This window comes from Nitrincola tibetensis, assembly GCF_003284585.1.
GTDB lineage: Bacteria > Pseudomonadota > Gammaproteobacteria > Pseudomonadales > Balneatricaceae > Nitrincola > Nitrincola tibetensis.
In genome coordinates this window covers 1-15,833 of sequence record NZ_QKRX01000025.1, presented here as the reverse complement: position 1 = coordinate 15,833, position 15,833 = coordinate 1, and the positions used below count along the sequence as shown (strand labels likewise).

16 protein-coding genes and 1 pseudogene are annotated in these 15,833 nt (G+C 44.9%); 6 read left to right on the top strand and 11 right to left on the bottom strand.

All coding sequences use genetic code 11. From position 1 onward, the window contains the following. Positions 1–491: 491 nt before the first annotated feature. The 3 genes from DN062_RS18060 to DN062_RS18050 all read right to left on the bottom strand — a co-directional run bounded on the left by DN062_RS18060 (position 492) and on the right by DN062_RS18050 (position 4,894). Positions 492–1,787, bottom strand: coding sequence for a GGDEF domain-containing protein (locus tag DN062_RS18060; protein WP_112160694.1), 1,296 nt, complete (start codon positions 1,785–1,787; stop codon positions 492–494). Further along, positions 1,787–3,160 (bottom strand): substrate-binding periplasmic protein, encoded by a 1,374-nt coding sequence (locus DN062_RS18055; RefSeq protein WP_112160693.1) that lies wholly within the window; start codon positions 3,158–3,160, stop codon positions 1,787–1,789. Before DN062_RS18055 ends, DN062_RS18060 begins: the two co-directional genes overlap by 1 nt. 225 nt (positions 3,161–3,385) lie before the next feature. After that, positions 3,386–4,894, bottom strand: coding sequence for a sensor histidine kinase (locus DN062_RS18050; protein WP_112160692.1), 1,509 nt, complete (start codon positions 4,892–4,894; stop codon positions 3,386–3,388). A 260-nt stretch (positions 4,895–5,154) separates the two neighbouring features. Between DN062_RS18050 and DN062_RS18040 the strand changes: the two genes are divergently transcribed. Beyond that, positions 5,155–5,979, top strand: a complete 825-nt coding sequence (locus tag DN062_RS18040) for a substrate-binding periplasmic protein (RefSeq protein ID WP_205126772.1) — start codon at positions 5,155–5,157, stop codon at positions 5,977–5,979. Between the two features lie 17 nt (positions 5,980–5,996). On the opposite strand, the gene DN062_RS18035 is transcribed toward DN062_RS18040, so the two are convergent. After that, positions 5,997–6,377, bottom strand: coding sequence for a GFA family protein (locus DN062_RS18035; RefSeq protein WP_112160689.1), 381 nt, complete (start codon positions 6,375–6,377; stop codon positions 5,997–5,999). Between the two features lie 279 nt (positions 6,378–6,656). Between DN062_RS18035 and DN062_RS18030 the strand changes: the two genes are divergently transcribed. Further along, positions 6,657–6,929, top strand: a complete 273-nt coding sequence (locus DN062_RS18030; protein ID WP_112160688.1) for a type II toxin-antitoxin system Phd/YefM family antitoxin — start codon at positions 6,657–6,659, stop codon at positions 6,927–6,929. Further along, a complete protein-coding gene (locus tag DN062_RS18025) occupies positions 6,910–7,182 on the top strand; it encodes a Txe/YoeB family addiction module toxin (protein ID WP_112160687.1) in 273 nt (90 codons plus the stop codon). Before DN062_RS18030 ends, DN062_RS18025 begins: the two co-directional genes overlap by 20 nt. Before the next feature lie 486 nt (positions 7,183–7,668). Here DN062_RS18025 and DN062_RS18020 read toward each other — a convergent pair whose 3' ends face one another. From DN062_RS18020 to DN062_RS18005, 4 genes are all read right to left on the bottom strand, one after another. Continuing rightward, positions 7,669–7,968, bottom strand: a complete 300-nt coding sequence (locus DN062_RS18020) for a HigA family addiction module antitoxin (protein ID WP_112160686.1) — start codon at positions 7,966–7,968, stop codon at positions 7,669–7,671. Continuing rightward, positions 7,968–8,246: a type II toxin-antitoxin system RelE/ParE family toxin gene (locus DN062_RS18015; protein ID WP_112160685.1), complete on the bottom strand. Its 279-nt coding sequence runs from the start codon at positions 8,244–8,246 to the stop codon at positions 7,968–7,970. Before DN062_RS18015 ends, DN062_RS18020 begins: the two co-directional genes overlap by 1 nt. A gap of 219 nt (positions 8,247–8,465) precedes the next feature. Then, positions 8,466–8,939, bottom strand: coding sequence for a hypothetical protein (locus tag DN062_RS18010; protein WP_112160684.1), 474 nt, complete (start codon positions 8,937–8,939; stop codon positions 8,466–8,468). Between the two features lie 87 nt (positions 8,940–9,026). Next, positions 9,027–10,217 carry a transposase gene (locus DN062_RS18005; RefSeq protein ID WP_112160683.1) on the bottom strand — a complete coding sequence of 397 codons (1,191 nt, stop codon included), beginning with the start codon at positions 10,215–10,217 and terminating at the stop codon, positions 9,027–9,029. 206 nt (positions 10,218–10,423) lie between these two features. Between DN062_RS18005 and DN062_RS18000 the strand changes: the two genes are divergently transcribed. Further along, complete coding sequence (locus tag DN062_RS18000) at positions 10,424–10,669, top strand: type II toxin-antitoxin system CcdA family antitoxin (protein WP_112160682.1); 246 nt, start codon at positions 10,424–10,426, stop codon at positions 10,667–10,669. After that, the gene (locus tag DN062_RS17995; protein WP_112160681.1) at positions 10,669–10,986 is read left to right on the top strand and encodes a CcdB family protein; all 318 of its coding nucleotides are present in this window, start codon (positions 10,669–10,671) and stop codon (positions 10,984–10,986) included. The genes DN062_RS18000 and DN062_RS17995 overlap by 1 nt, the downstream gene beginning before the upstream one ends. Positions 10,987–11,175: 189 nt before the next feature. On the opposite strand, the pseudogene DN062_RS19250 reads toward DN062_RS17995, so the two are convergent. Next, positions 11,176–12,795: pseudogene (locus DN062_RS19250) on the bottom strand (transposase). A gap of 234 nt (positions 12,796–13,029) precedes the next feature. On the opposite strand from DN062_RS19250, the gene DN062_RS17985 reads away from it, so the two are divergent. Next, positions 13,030–14,073 (top strand): IS110 family RNA-guided transposase, encoded by a 1,044-nt coding sequence (locus DN062_RS17985; protein WP_112160680.1) that lies wholly within the window; start codon positions 13,030–13,032, stop codon positions 14,071–14,073. A 487-nt stretch (positions 14,074–14,560) separates the two neighbouring features. Here the strand turns inward: DN062_RS17985 and DN062_RS17980 are convergent, their stop codons facing one another. Together DN062_RS17980 and DN062_RS17975 are read right to left on the bottom strand one after the other, a co-directional pair. Further along, positions 14,561–15,121 (bottom strand): hypothetical protein, encoded by a 561-nt coding sequence (locus DN062_RS17980; RefSeq protein WP_112160679.1) that lies wholly within the window; start codon positions 15,119–15,121, stop codon positions 14,561–14,563. A gap of 114 nt (positions 15,122–15,235) precedes the next feature. After that, the gene (locus DN062_RS17975) at positions 15,236–15,691 is read right to left on the bottom strand and encodes an immunity 26/phosphotriesterase HocA family protein (protein WP_162301327.1); all 456 of its coding nucleotides are present in this window, start codon (positions 15,689–15,691) and stop codon (positions 15,236–15,238) included. Between the last annotated feature and the right edge of the window lie 142 nt (positions 15,692–15,833).

Sequence of the window (15,833 nt, the reverse complement as noted above, 5' to 3'; positions counted from 1 at the left end):
CTTTAGTACTGAAGCTTTACGCTCACTGGAATAACGAGGCATAACAGTTCTCATTCCACCCGCTCAAAGAATTATAAAAGGCTAAATCGCCAAGTGGACAACTAGGCTAACAGAGCGGGACGCCTCTACTATTGATCTAGATTGTTTCTCATTTTTATTCGAAGCTCAGTGCGCCATCGAACAGACCAAACGAAGCCAACCCCCTATTCTGAACCTAGATGAGGCGATGGAGCCGTCTGTACAGGAGTTACATCGTGCGCTACATGGAACGTAGCGTCACCCAATTTTAGATTTGTGATAAAGAGGAGATATTGATGAACAATATCGTTTATATCGTCGGTGTGGTCGTGATCGTTTTGGTGGTTCTTTCCTTTCTGGGTTTACGATAACACCTCATCACTAAAATGTTTCACGAGTGTTTTTTTCCAGACCGCACAAGCAGGCTACTGAAGCAGCAACCCCCCATATAAGGCTGCATTGAGCGCGACTTACTACTGAGTATTCTTAACAGAGTCCCGCACAATAGGAACCGGATGTTGACGTATAATCTGGTTGCGTCCGGCCGCTTTGGCTAGGTAAAGGCGTTCATCCGCCAGAAGCAGCAGACGATCTGGGCTGATTTCGTCTGGCTTAGGGGTTTCTGATGCGACCCCAATACTCAGTGTGATCCGCTCACTGCAATTGGAATACGCATGTGGCACATTGAGTTTGGCAATGCTTTCTTGTATTCGGCACGCCAGTTTGCAGGCCCCTTGCAAATCAGTTCCAGGCAGAATGCAAACAAATTCCTCGCCACCATAACGTGCGACGAGATCACCAGGTCTAGTCACTGTTGCCAGCATCGTACTGGAAACCTGCTGCAGACACTCATCCCCCGCCGCATGACCGTAATTGTCATTAAAGGGCTTAAAATAGTCGATATCCATAAAAATCAATGCGATTGGTTGTTGTTGCTCACGAGCCTCTAGCCATAGTTGCTCTAGCTGCGCATCAAAGTGGCGACGGTTGGCTAAGCCAGTTAATCCATCGATGCTAGACAAGGTGTGCAAGAGATCGCGCTGATCCAAGCCTGCCTGAAAGGCTCTTAACAGTTGATCAAGCCCTTTAACTAAATGATCCAGCTCATCCCCTTTATTGTATTTAAGGTGTGGGCGGTGCCATTTTCCAGGTTCTTCCGGATTAACGGTTTGCAGTGCATTGTAAACGCGTAACAATGGACCTGTTATTAAAAACGCAAACACCCAAACCATTAACAATACTATTCCCAGAGTCTTCAGTAAACTAAGCGAAAAGATTAGCAGACTGCGTTGAGAAAAGGCCTGCCCCAGCGCTTGCTGTGCAAGTATCAGTTCGAGCTCACCGACTATGCGTCCGGAATCATTCGCATGAGTCCGGTACTCAAGCGTTTGTTGGTAATGCAAAATATCACCAAACAAGCGTTGGTATAATGGGTTACTGGTCTGTTCGACATCACCGAGGCTATACATGACGCGGCCAAAGTCATCTCGCAGCTCCACCTTGGCGACCGTTTCACCTGAGTAAAGGCCAGTAACCACCTGTTCGGCCAGCTCTGGATTAAGCTGAAAAGCGGCCTCTGCTGCACTGGCGTCAACCAATTTAAGCATTTGTTGGGTTTGGCTCTGCACTTCAGCACGCATCTTGCGAACGTCTATGACTAGCTCTATTGAGCCAGTAATAAAACTGAGCATCAGCCCTGCCAAGAGTGTAGCCAGTGCCTGCTTGCTGGTTAAACTGCGGCGACGGGAAACCTTGTTCGCACGCTTCATTAATGAATCTCTTTGAACTGATTTAAGCTTAGCTGTGCACCTTGCTGTTGTAAAAGTATGTCTAGGGTGGTTTGCATCTGTTGATGCAGCTCGGACGGAAGAGACACATGACAGGCAAGATAGAGTGGAACCTCATTAAAAACAAATAATTGTTTTAACTCAACCCCTTGACGATCGGCTAAGTAATTAGCGGCATCAACACCTGTGATCCACACATCTATCAAATCGGCATTCAAACGGTCCATATTTTCGTGGTCCGCGTTTGCCAGAATCAGGTTATGGCCTTGATCTTGTACATATCGACCAACCGCATCTTCACGAAAACTACCAAGACGCAAGCCAGCCAGGTCATCAAGACTCTTCGCCTCAATAGACGAAGAGGCCAGTGAAAAAGCCGCCCACTGATTACTCAGTAAGGGGCCGATCCATTTAAACAGGGGCTCTCGTTCAAGTGTGCGAGTGGCTGAATAGACACAGGTATTTTCAAGCATTTGAGCTTCGGTTAATGCACGCGCCCAAGGTAATAACTGAAACTCAGCTTCAAGTCCACTGTGCTCTATAAGACTTTTAAGCAATTGTGTTGCCGTCCCCCATATTTCACCTTGTTTATTGATGTAGTTATAGGGTGGATACTCTTCCGTAACTAGCCTAAGTGAAGGCACTTGCCCGCTAGCTTTATTCACGGCCGTTTGCAGTTGAGAGGTCAGTGCTGGATCTGTTTCGGGATTGAGCGCAAAATAGAGATAGGCCTCATTGAGTGTATAGACCACCTCAAACGCTTGTTGATCGTATCCACGAGTATCCATCAGCCAATACGCCACATCCTCACTATACGCCCATAAATCAACGCGATTGGCTTCCAGCATTGCCAGTGCACTCGTATTGTTTATTGCCGTATGGATTCGAGATGAGTCAACCCCTAATTCTCGCAATCGTTGGGAGCCTATATCCTCATGGATGACGGCTATCTTCAAGTCAGACTGATTGAGTGCCTCGATACTGTCAATCTGAATAGCGCTCGATTTACGTGCCATCAGCACTACTCGGTCAGCGGAGATCGGGCCAACCCAATGAAATAAACCTTCACGAGCCTCAGTGCGAGTAGTCGAAAAAAGAACACTATTAGGTGTATTGAGTACAGTTTCATAACCACGAGCCCAAGGCAGTATTTCGATGCTACCCCGATCGAGTTTTCGACCATCAACTTCGAATGCACGCTCTAGCAGCTCAACAGCTAACCCCTGCAGCCTACCATTTTCAACATAGTTGTAGGGTGGATACTCTTCAGTTATAAATCTGAGTTTATCTAGGCCAGCATACACTTGTGCTGGCAGAGTCAGGACCAGAACCAATAAAAAAGACCAGTTACGCATAGGCTATCCATACCTGTATTAATATACCTAGTGATTAACAAAGTTTTAGCTCTCTTATAATTAGAATTTAAAACAGAGCTTTTGCATAGGCGTTGTTTAGAAAATACAGAATAGAGCAAAGATATACAAGCCGTTCTGTTGGTTGAGTTGGATAGATTTTGTTTGAATTAGGCATGTTGAAGAAGCGTATCGAGTCACCTGGCTCGCTGTCACTCTCCCCACCCTTTAACTCACTTCATATTTACTTGGAGCCACTAAGGGAATCTCTATAATTACTCGACTTCCCACGCCCACCTCACTCTCCATCGATATCTTCCCTCCCAGAATACCTGTCACTAAGTTATAACAAATATGTAACCCTAGACCAGACCCCCCTTGACCAAAACGAGTTGAGTAGAAAGGATCAAAAACATGGCTAATATCTTCAGGCTTTACACCAACACCATCATCAGACACCACAATTCTGACAGAATTAGAAGCCATGCAATCTGCTGTAAGCGTAATCCTTCCAGCAACATCATCTTGAAAAGCATGCACTAATGCATTGCAAATAATGTTTGTTAAGACTTGCCCAAGTGGGCCTGGATAACTATCAAGAGAAATCACATCTTTTATTTCATTAGATACTGCATGTGGCGTATTTTTAAATGTTGGTTTTAAGCTAATAATAACATCATCAACGGTGTCTTTTAATTCAAATGTTCTTCTACTCATGCTCGTTTGGTCTACAGCCAATTGTTTAAAGTGCGCTATCAAACCTGAAGCACGCTGCAGATTTCGATCTAAAATCATACAGCCTTCAAGCATATTATTGACATAATCAGACAACAAGCTTCGTTTAATTTTTCCAGAAACTAAATATTCATTAAATTCATTTGTTTTACTCATCAATGTAGTAGACACTGTGATCGCATTGCCAAGAGGTGTATTAATTTCATGCGAAACTCCCGCCACGAGCCCTCCCAGGGAAGCCATTTTTTCGGCTTGAATCAACTCAGCCTGAGTTGCCTTTAAACTATTTAAAGTTTCCTCAGCTCGTTCCCGTGCTTGTAGCAAATCATTTTCTATTTGAACTTGCTTTTTCAAACCTTCATTATAAAGAGATATCAGTTCACCAAGCTCATCGTCAGATTTATAATCAACAGTGAGCCTTTCGCCCGTTAACTTATAACGATCTATAGACTTCAAAAAATCATATAATGGCATTAATAACTTAAAATGAAATGTACGTAAGGTTACGAAGGCAAGAACCAAATAAATCATCATACTGACAGCAAGAATATATTTTATATCTTTTATAGTATCTGAAAAGACATAGTCAAAACGACTTGATATATAAATATTACCTAGTATAAACACACGATCTGAAACCTGATAAACGATTGGAAAGTCTGCAGAAATGAACTCACCCTCAACATCAGCACACTGTCCTTTCTGGAGAGGCTCTCGCACTGAGTCTTCATACGTCAGTTTTATGCAAAGTAAGTTTGAGCCTTCAAAAGCACTATCCACAATCGCATTAATCACATTATCAGAGTACTGCCATAAAGGTTCGGACAGAATTCGAGAAAGCTGCTGGACATTGTTTTGCAGAAAGGATTGTTTATTTTCTCGCTTGTTTTCTGACTCTTGATACAGCAAAACCAAAACAAACAAACATAGGAAAAGGGTCAATATTGGGTAGATATGCAAAAAATAACGCCGCGTCAATCGGCTTTTCATTAAAAGAGTCATGTTAAATACACATTAGCAAACATCAGCTTAGCTGCTAACTTGTGTGTTTTCAGCATTTTATCACCTCAGTCTATACCGCTAACAATAGTCTTTAAAGACTATAGTCCAGCCTCTCCCGTTTCTCCATTAATGATGAGGCTAAACACTGAGCTGGCAGCAGCAGGCACATTCCCCCTGCAGACTCTTCAAAAAAGCCAGCAAACTGGAGCTTATGGTCTATGATAAAGATCAGAAGTATCGTAACTGCGAGAAAACCCAATATGCATACTAGAGCCATCTCATCTAAACTTCTGGCCATCATGCTGATCATAGCGGCATCACTTATTAGCATCGCCAATCCGGCAATGTCCAACCCCCTTACTGCTCAGCCAGAACAACGCAATATTTTAAAAGTCTTGAAAGCTGACTTTCGACATCGCCCACCCGAAATGTTATTTGATGAACGAAATAACCAAATGCTAAGCCCACTCAAAGATATTCTTGAGGAAGCCGCCGCTAAGATAGGCTACAGCATTCTTTGGACACATCGTCCCTTTGCGCGTAGTTACGAGGAGTTGCGTACAGGTGACGTCGATATTGTACCGAGAACCGTCCGTAACCAAGAGCGCGAAGAATTTATCGCCTTTCTCGGCCCAATTGCTGAGCAAAACCGGAATATACTGTTTTTGGTCAAACTTGGGGAAGAGAGCAAGATACTCTCCTATGAGGACCTCTATAATCTGACAATTGGTACCAAACGAGGCACTGCCTACTTTGATCGTTTTAATCAGGATATCATGCTGCAGAAAATTGAATCAGTGGATGATAAAAACATGGCACAGATGTTCATCAATGGTCGGTTTGATACCATGGTTATTCTGGATAGATCTGCGATAGAAATAGCACTTGAGCAGTTAGGCTATAACAAATACAGCTATGCACACTATTACTACCCGAATGAAATCGGAAATTATTTCGGCATGTCTCGCAAGTCCCCCCACTTCCATATTTTTGACGATTTGAATCAGGCACTGCTGGAAATGAGGGCATCCGGTCGCATCAAGGAAATCTACGCGGCATATAACTTGCTCTCTGAACTGGAATAACGACGAGGCGTTCGTCTCTACCCTTGGCCTTCGCTTCTTTGTAACCAGCAGGCTCTAGAGTCCAAGTGAATATCCTTGACACTCTTGGGGTCAAAGCGGGTATCAAATGACGCCACCGCTATCGAGACCCAATCCGGAAATTTTTCGCTACCGCTCCACTCGATGTTAGAGCCGCAAACACTACAGAACTTTCTAACAACGCGCCCAGATGAGTGATAAGACGTAAGAAGTTCTTGCCCCGACAAATACTCCAAATCAGATTTAGGAAGACTCGCATAGGTAGCAAATGCAGCACCATGTTGCTTTTGGCACATTGTACAATGGCAGTTGGATACCGCTTTAGGCTCTGACCTTAAACGAAATGAAACAGCACCACACAAACAACTCCCCCTATGCATTTTGACTCCTGCCCTAAGTGTCAACCTGATGTTGAACCAACTGATTTTAAGATAACATATGAACATGATGCTTCAAAACACGGAGGAATGACATCCTCAGAAAACTTCACTTGCATAGTAATTACCTAGTCAACGATTTGGTACTATTAATAGTACCAGTCAACAGGTGCAGCTTAGAAGTGAAGGCGAAGCCGCAACGAAAATGCTGTCGCTGTGCTTGGCCTTGTTAGGGCACTTGACGTATACTTGTACGGAAACTCCGTACATCAAGGTGTAATCATGGATACAATCAGTGTAAACAAATTTAGAGACAACCTGAAGAGCGTTGTAGAACAAGTGGTTAGCAGGCACGAGCCACTCAAGGTAACTCGACGAGCCGGAGATGCATTCGTTGTAATGAGTGCCGACGACTGGGAGCGAGAGCAGGAAACGCTTCATGTTCTCCAAAGCCAGAGCCTCATGCAACAGATTGCCTACTCCCTTGAAACCCACAACCGTGGTAAAGGCTATATACCGACTGAAGAGCAAATGAATGAGATCACTGGTATTTGAAGGCAACACCTGGGAAGAGTATGAAACTATGCGCGAGAAGGACAAACAATTGCACAAGGCTTTGTGTAAATTACTCAAGGAAATGCTGCGTTCAAACGACCCTGCTTCAGGTTTAGGGAAGCCTGAGCAACTTAAGCACACCCTCTCTGGCCTTTGGTCCAAGCGGATATCACAAAAAGATCGTTTGATATATCGGTTTAGCGAAAAGTCCATTTATATCTTCGCTATTGGTGGTCACTACGATCAGCCCTAACGAGCCTGTCTGATTAGACATTTTGAAATCAAAATCCCCAGCATCGCCAGCCTATCCTTCATCCTGGTGATTATTCCCCGCTCGAACCGATGATCTTAACCATCCATTCAAACAGCCTGTATTCAGTAAACGTAAACCGATTCAGCCCCTTGTTGCACTCCAGATTGCCAAATACCGGTTCCACATTACCCAATCGCTGGCTGTAGATATGCCGTCCCACCGGGCTGTCGATCTTCTGCTCTTCTCGATAAAGCCTGAGATCTTTTTACCATCACCTAGTGTAAAGCTGACCCGGCGACCATTCGACTGGTTCTCTCGGCGCCATCCCTTGCCACCTGTGAGGTAAAGTTCTGTTGCCTGATTTTAGCCCTTGTCTGTTGCGTCAGCCAAGAACTGTGGAGCTAATCCGACAGTCTCAACGCCCCTCCAAAAACGGCGCGAGGAACGAGCGTCCCGCGACCGTAGGGAGTGAATTTAATGGCTTTGTTAAGCTTGCGCTGCAAAATCATATGGACGAACTTGCAGCATAGACTGATTTTGACGGGCAACCCAAAGGTCGTAAGCATTCTGAAGCCTAAGCCAATGATCAGCACTGGGTTTCTTAAAAGCTAGCTCAAGCCGCACTGCCATTTCAGGAGTAATAGAACCTCTACCGTTTAATACTTTAGATAAAGTTTTACGGCTTATATTAAGGTGCTCAGAGACATCAGTAATTGTTACACCTGATGGTTCAATTACTAATTCTTTAAGAATTTCACCCGGATGAGCCGGATTGTACATACTCATTAGTGATAATCCTCATAATTGACTATTTCAGCATCTTTGCCAGTGAAACGAAAAGTGACCCGCCAATTTCCGCTTACTGATACAGACCATATGCCTTTACGGCTTCCTTTTAATTCATGCAAACGAAGACCAGGTAAATCCATATCTTCTGGAGATTCTGCTTGATCAAGGTTTGTAAGAATAAGCCTTAAACGCGTGGCGTCTTTCGCCTGAATCCCAGAGGTTTTACCAGACTTGTAGAACCTCTCAAGGCCTTTGTGTATGAAGCTTATAATCATGAATGCATCGTAACCTATAAGGTTACACATGACAAGTGCTGATTTTTGAGCTTAACGTTTAGCTTGAGGGGCGCGGAGACAGAAAGCGAAGCTTGCTGGCGGAGCGTCCCCCTCGAAGCGATTGTTGGGCGGGATAACAGCTAAAAAAGAGGGTCATAACGCTTTGGGGGAAGATAAATCAAGACGGCTTCTTCTACGTGAAGGAGGTGTGTTCTACAGTCAATCTGCGACATCACCATCATGCTCTCGTGTGGCACTATCGAGCATCTTGGGCAGGACCGACAGCCGTATATAGAAAACCAGCACGAAAAACGCAACTCCACAAGCTATCCAGTAAATGCTGCTACCAAGTCTACTGCCATTTTGAAAGCTGCCAAGCGTGAAAAAGATTATCAGAAGCCCCACCACCCAGGAAAATCCCGAAAAGACGAACTTCAGGAAGCGATACCTAAAGCCCGCTTGAAGCTCACGCTCAGACCACTGAGTATCGCTGTCGTATTCTGGTTTGGCGGCCGACCAGGCCGTGAACGCCAAAGCGATGATAAGTACCGGAAGTAGGAACAGAATGATGTCCATGATGCTATGCCCAACGAGCTTGTAGAAAAACCTAATTTCGACAAGTTTTTCCGCCAGAGCCCGATCTATATTATTCATTTTCAATTGCTGACTTCGGTCAGCAATCACGTATTTCATCTGTCTTTTTAACTTTTACTTTTATAGGCCTTAAGCAATTGCCCCTTCAGAGCCTCATTCAGAAGCCATCTCATCCTGATTTCCGCCTCATCCGCTCAATCCACCGTATTTCGCTAACTTCTCTACATTATGCACCAAACAGTACAATTGCCACTGACCCTGTACCTTGTTTTTACCTCGTAAGCTAAAACGGCTGAGCCCTTTGTTGGTGCCAATATTGCCGAACACAGGCTCCACAACAGACATTCGATGGCTATAAATTTGCTTCCCTTTAGGACTATCCACTCGGTGCTTCATCCAGTCAGTATAGGTCGGCGCACGCTGGTCGTTAAGTGCAAAACTGACTTGTCTTCCGGCACCTTTGCGATGATTCGCTGACGCTGGATTCTTCATGCACTTATCTTTTATAGCGCAATGACGGCATTGTAGTAATCGACCTTCAAAATAGGCTGTGCATTGACCACGTTCATTCGTTTTAACTCCCCGATGACTAATCTGCTCACCCGCCGGACAAATACATATCATCCTAACTGGATCAAACTGGAACTCGCTAGCGGGAATCAGAGGTTTCGCTTTAAGCTTTCCTAGTGACTGATGGCGCTTGCCTTTACCCATCCTTGGCTGGTTCTGCTTTAAAAAAGCATCGATCTTATTGGCAGCCGCATCCAGTGTTTGAATGGTTTTAGTCTTACGATTATTACGTTCCAATGATTCTTCACTTTCACAGGAATCTTTTTCTTGATGCTCACTGAGATGATACTGGATCAAGCGCTTGAGCTTTTGACGCTTCTGTTCCAGTTCTTTAAAGGTGCCAGACCATTCCTTGGATGCATTAGAGCGCATTTTACAACCATCAATAGCAAAGAGCTCATGACCCAACAGTCCTTGTTGGTCACAGATGAGTAGCACTTGTTCAAATAAGGCTTTTATTGCCTGAGTTCGGCTACTGACAAAGTGAGCAATCGTAGTAAAGTGCGGCACGGTGTCGCAAGATAAGGCTTTGAAGATGATATTCGTTTCGCAGCACCACTGGATCTCACGGCTGGAGGTAATGCCCTTGGAATAAGCAAATAATATAATTTTGAGTAGTATCGCAGGGTCGTATGCTGGGCAACCTTCGGTATCATTTTTATAGGGCTTGTGAAAAGCCGATAAGTCGAGTTTTTCAGAGATCAGGTAATGCAGTGCAAACTCAAACGTTCCAGGTTGGATCTGTTCTAGGTAGTTAATCACCACCATCGACATCTGGTTGTAATCATAATGTTTGAACTTTGCCATCCTGAAGCCTCCATTTCCTGAAAGTCTTATCAAAGCATAGATGGAGAGGTTTTTCTACAGCCTGAACGCCCGCTATAAACGGCGCGAGGAACGAGCGTCCGCTGTCCCAGCGACCAACGGGAGCGATTGCTGCGGATTGTTATATGCCTTGCCCAACAATGAGTATGCGCATATACTATGCACATTACACATGCGGAGCAACAGCCATGAATTACGCATACAATACCCAAGCCCCCAAGAAACCCACCAATGTCAGTATAAACAGTGATTTACTTGAAAAAGCCAAAGGTCTCAATATCAATCTATCTGCAACTTTGGAGCATGCCCTGGCTGATCAATTAAGGACTGAACAGCGCGCTCAATGGCTACGCGAGAACGCCGATGCCATTCAAGCATACAACCAATTTGTCGAAACCAACGGCACGTTCAGCGACAGTGTCAGGAAGTTCTGATGAGTCAATTTTGCGCATATAAGAACCCCAACCCAGCTACTCGCACCCAATACCCTTACCTGCTGGATATACAAAGTGGTTTATTAAGTGAACTGAGAACAACCATTGTCATTCCGCTTACACCTTCAAAAATGGCTGCACAGATAAGCCTATCGAGGCTCAATCCCACATTCATTCTTGATGGTGAGAGCTTCACAGCAATGACACAAGACCTTGCAGGTGTAGATCGCAAACAGCTCGGTGTTCAGGCCTATGACCTGACCTCACAACGCGCTGACATTACTGCGGCAGTCGATTTTGTACTCTCTGGCATATAACGAGCTTGTAGAAAAACCTAATTTCGACAAGTTTTTCCGCCAGGGCCCGATCTATATTATTCATTTTCAATTGCTGACTTCAGTCAGCAATCACGTATTTAATTTGTCTTTTAGCTTTTACTTTTATAGACCTTAAGCAATTTCCCCTTCAGAGCCTCATTTAAGAGTAAGGGCATCCTGATTTCCGCCTCATCCGCTCAATCCACCGTATTTCGCTAACTTCTCTACATTATGCACCAAACAGTACAATTGCCACTGACCCTGTACCTTGTTTTCACCTCGCAGACTAAAACGGTTGAGTCCTTTGTTGGTGCCAATGTTGCCGAACACAGGCTCCACAACAGACATTCGATGGCTATAAATTTGCTTCCCTTTAGGACTATCCACTCGGTGCTTCATCCAGTCAGTATAGGTCGGCGCACGCTGGTCGTTAAGTGCAAAACTGACTTGTCTTCAGGCACCTTTGCGATGATTCGCTGACGCTGGATTCTTCATGCACTTATCTTTTATAGCGCAATGACGGCATTGCAGTAATCGACCTTCAAAATAGGCTGTGCATTGACCACGTTCATTCGTTTTAACTCCCCGATGACTAATCTGCTCAACCGCCGGACAAATACATATCATCCTAACTGGATCAAACTGGAACTCGCTAGCGGGAATCAGTGGTTTCGCTTTAGACTTTCTTGAGGACTGATGGCGCTTGCCGTATTTTCCTTTTTGGTGTGCAAACTTAGGGTCGCGACTTCTAAACTGGTTGTCAGGAATATAGCCATTAATCTGATTTTCGTGCAAATACTTCATATTAGCTTCGTTAGCAAAGCCAGTATCAGCCGTCACGATAACGCCGCCTGCATATACATTGTCATCAATACCAAGCCGCTGATAGCGTGCTTTAATACTCTCTAATACAGGTTCCAAAGTATGATGTTCCTGCCCTTCACCGAAGGCTTGTNATACAGGTTCCAAAGTATGATGTTCCTGCCCTTCACCGAAGGCTTGTGCATCAATGATAATTTGATGTTTTTTGTCGACTGCTGCAACGCCGTTATAGCCTTGAATGGTGCCTTTGCTGGTCGTCATCTTGGCTGACTCTGGATCAGTGATATTGCTCTTCACTTCCTTGCTGCGCTTGCCTTTACCCATCCTCGGCTGGTTCTGCTTTAAAAAAGCATCGATCTTATTGGCAGCCGCATCCAGTGTTTGAATGGTTTTAGTCTTGCGATTATTACGTTCCAGTGATTCTTCACTTTCACAGGTATCTTTTTCTTGATGCTCACTGAGATGATACTGGATCAAGCACTTGAGTTTGTGACGCTTCTGTTCCAGTTCTTTAAAGGTGCCAGATCATTCCTTGGATGCATTAGAGCTCATCTTACAACCATCAATAGCAAAGAGTTCATGACCCAACAGTCCTTGTTGATCACAGATGAGTAGCACTTGTTCAAATAAGGCTTCTATTGCCTGAGCTCGGCTACTGACAAAGTGAGCAATCGTAGTAAAGTGCGGCACTGTGTCGCAAGATAAGGCTTTGAAGATGATATTGGTTTCACAGCACCACTGGATCTCACGGCTGGAGGTAATGCCCTTGGAATAAGCAAATAATATAATTTTGAGCAGTATCGCAGGGTCGTATGCTGGACGACCTTCGGCATCATTTTTGTAAGGCTTGTGAAAAGCCGATAAGTCGAGTTTTTCAGAGATCAAGTAATGCAGTGCAAATTCAAACGTGCCAGGTTGAATCTGTTCTAGATAGTTAATCACCACCATCGACATCTGGTTGTAGTCATAATGTTTGAATTTTGCCATCCCAGAGCCTCCGTTTCCTGAAAGTCTTATCAAAGCATAGATAAAGAGGTTTTTCTACAGCCTGAACGCCTCAAACACCGGCTTGGTGAAAGTGGCGGCTTTTTTGCGCAAGCGAAAAAGGTGACAGTTTTACCAAGTCCGCGTGCTTTGATTTGATACTCATTGAGCCTTCTCCCCCAGCTCAGCCGTTTGGCTAAACTGGAAAGGCGACGAAACCCAACAGGAGAAGACTCAATGAACTTTTACAATAGCACCCATCTTCATTATTGTGGAATCGATTTGCATGCTCGTAGCCTGTATGTCTGCATTCTCAATCAGCTGGGTGAAACCTTGCTGCACAAGGAAATCCCTGCCAAGCCAGAGCACTTACTTCGATTAATCGAACCCTATATGGATGACCTGGTCATCGGGGTTGAATGTATGCACTGCTGGTACTGGATCGCTGACTTCTGCGAAGATCAAGGCATTGCTTTTATTCTGGGTCACGCCTTGTATATGAAGGCCATTCATGGTGGCAAAACCAAGAATGACCGGATTGATTCTTACAAGATTGCTGCCCTGATCCGAGGTGGCAACTTCCCGCTAGCTTATGTTTATCCGCGCACGATGCGGGCGACTCGTGATCTGCTTCGACGCCGGACTAACCTGGTGCGGCATGGCGCGGATATGAAAGCTCACGTTGCCAACACCACCAGTCAGTACAACTTGCCACCCAACAAGGTCAATCTGAAAAATGTCAGTGCCAGAGAGCAACTGGGCAAGACCTTTGATGATCAGATTGTTCAGCGCAACATTGATCTGGATATGGCAGTGCTGGACTGCTACCACCGGGAACTGAGTCAGATCGAATGGCTGTTAGAAAAGCAGGCCAAAAAGCATCGCCCCACTTATTATCACTTGTTAAAAACCATCCCCGGTATTGGCCGTATTCTGGCTCTGACCATCCTGTATGAAATCGGAGATATTCAGCGTTTTGAATCGGTTCAGAATTTTGCTTCTTACTCCCGCCTGATCAAGTGTAAAGCAGAGTCAGCGGGTAAAACCTATGGCACCCAAGGCAATAAGATTGGCAATGCCCATCTGAAGTGGGCTTTTTCTGAAGCAACTGTTTTATACCTCAGAGGAAACCCTAGTGCTCAAAAACTCTTGCAACGCTTCCAGAAACGTATGAGTAAAGCCAAGGCGCTGTCAGCTTTGGCTCACAAGCTGGGTCGTGCGGTCTATTTCATGTTAAAGAACGAAAAGGTGTTTGATGAACAACGATTTCTAACGGGTTAGTCACGCAGCAGGATGATGATCGACGTCTAACTGGATCATTACGGAGTGTGCCGAAAACGGGTGTCAGTTGACTGATCAACAAGACCTAAAGCACGATTTCTACACTCACCACGAAGCCTGTCGCTTTGATTATCCATCCTGCTGGCGTGCATCAATACCCTGAGCGAGTGGGCTTACACCAGCGCTGAACCTGAAACTAACTGGGACTGAAAAGTAACCCGCTTTTTGAATAGGACAGATGCTGGTTAACCGATGAATGTCTAGTGCCCCAGACCGACCTGCAAGGAGCAACCCGGTCTGGCAGTGGTGAACCATCACGTTAAGAGAGCCTCAATAGGTGTTTGCTGTAACCCACCAACAGCCAACGATGACAGATGAAGTAGAATCACTCTGGCTCAGGGACTTGATATTGGCCGCTGACGCGGCCAATAAAAAACTCTGCAGCCTATTGACAGAGAGAATGCTCATAGGTATTAGGCATGGACAATTAGAACATGCCACCTTTAAATAATTCTCGAACCAAAGCCTTTATACCTTCTAGCGATACAAACTTTAATGATCCCTTTAACCAGGCAATATATTTGGGCTTTGGCTTTTCACCGGTGTTATTTAGGTAGGCTTCGATTATTCCATAAAGCTCGTGGAAGCCATGTACAAGGTCAGGGCTATCTAAGGTTGCAACGGATATATCGATGAAGCCTTCTGGTGTTGCTTTACAAAATACTACACATGGGGTTTTAGCTATCTCTGCAACACCTAGTGCATTCATCAGGACTGAATTAAAGGTTTTCAATATCTCATCACTTCCGGAGTGCATATAAAAAACACTGAGATCCTTTCCAGATAACCGATCTAGTTGTGCGAACACGCCTTGATCTTTAAGTATTTTTTTAAATTCTGAATCGTGGTAATCATAGAAGACAAATGCCAAAGACTTCGCTCGCCCATCATCTATGTGGCTTATTGCAATCTCTTCAAAACGCGCCAAGAAGGATTCAACACTATGGCCTATACCTTTCCCAGATCCTTGTTCATATATTGGTATCACTTAATACTCCTTCATAGTTCTGATGCGAGGGATGCCTAACGCTTTGCTCACCGGAAAATTGGTAGCGTAGCGAGTAATTTTTCCGTGTGCAGCAACTGGTTATGTTTCTTCTGGTTACAGTGCGAGAGAACGTACCCATTTGTTCTGGTGTTCACGGCCAGCCAAGAAATCGGTCAATCGGGATTCAACGTGTTCCGGTTCCCACACCGCCGCTCGCTCCAAGTTGACACAATCGTCCCGCAAAGCAGGTTTTTCCTCTAGATGGCGGTATAAACTGTACTTGCCAGAGATGATGTCTTTTTTAAAAAACCAAGGGTCCAGTTCTACGTGTGACGGCAAATCTATAGTGCCAACAATAGACCAGTGGGCCTTACCGATAGCGTTGTTCATCACCCATACCGAGAAGGCAATAGCCGCACTCGAAATATCGGCCGGCATCTCCTTGGTATTGGCTCGGCGTGTGAAGAATGCGACCAATGGCTCCTCAACGACAACACCAAACCCGAATCCCCCATCCTCGAGCGGAACCGCCACTACGTTGCCTTCAGTCCATCGCTTTGCTCGCGTCAAACTCACTCTCCCCCTGAAACATAACGCCCAAATTTAGCGCGGAAAGCCGCGCAGCGGGTTGACGTCGCAGCCAGCGTTTTTTGCTGGCGATAAAATTTGTTTGTTATGCGCCTTGCTCATAATTCCACTTAATACCATAATT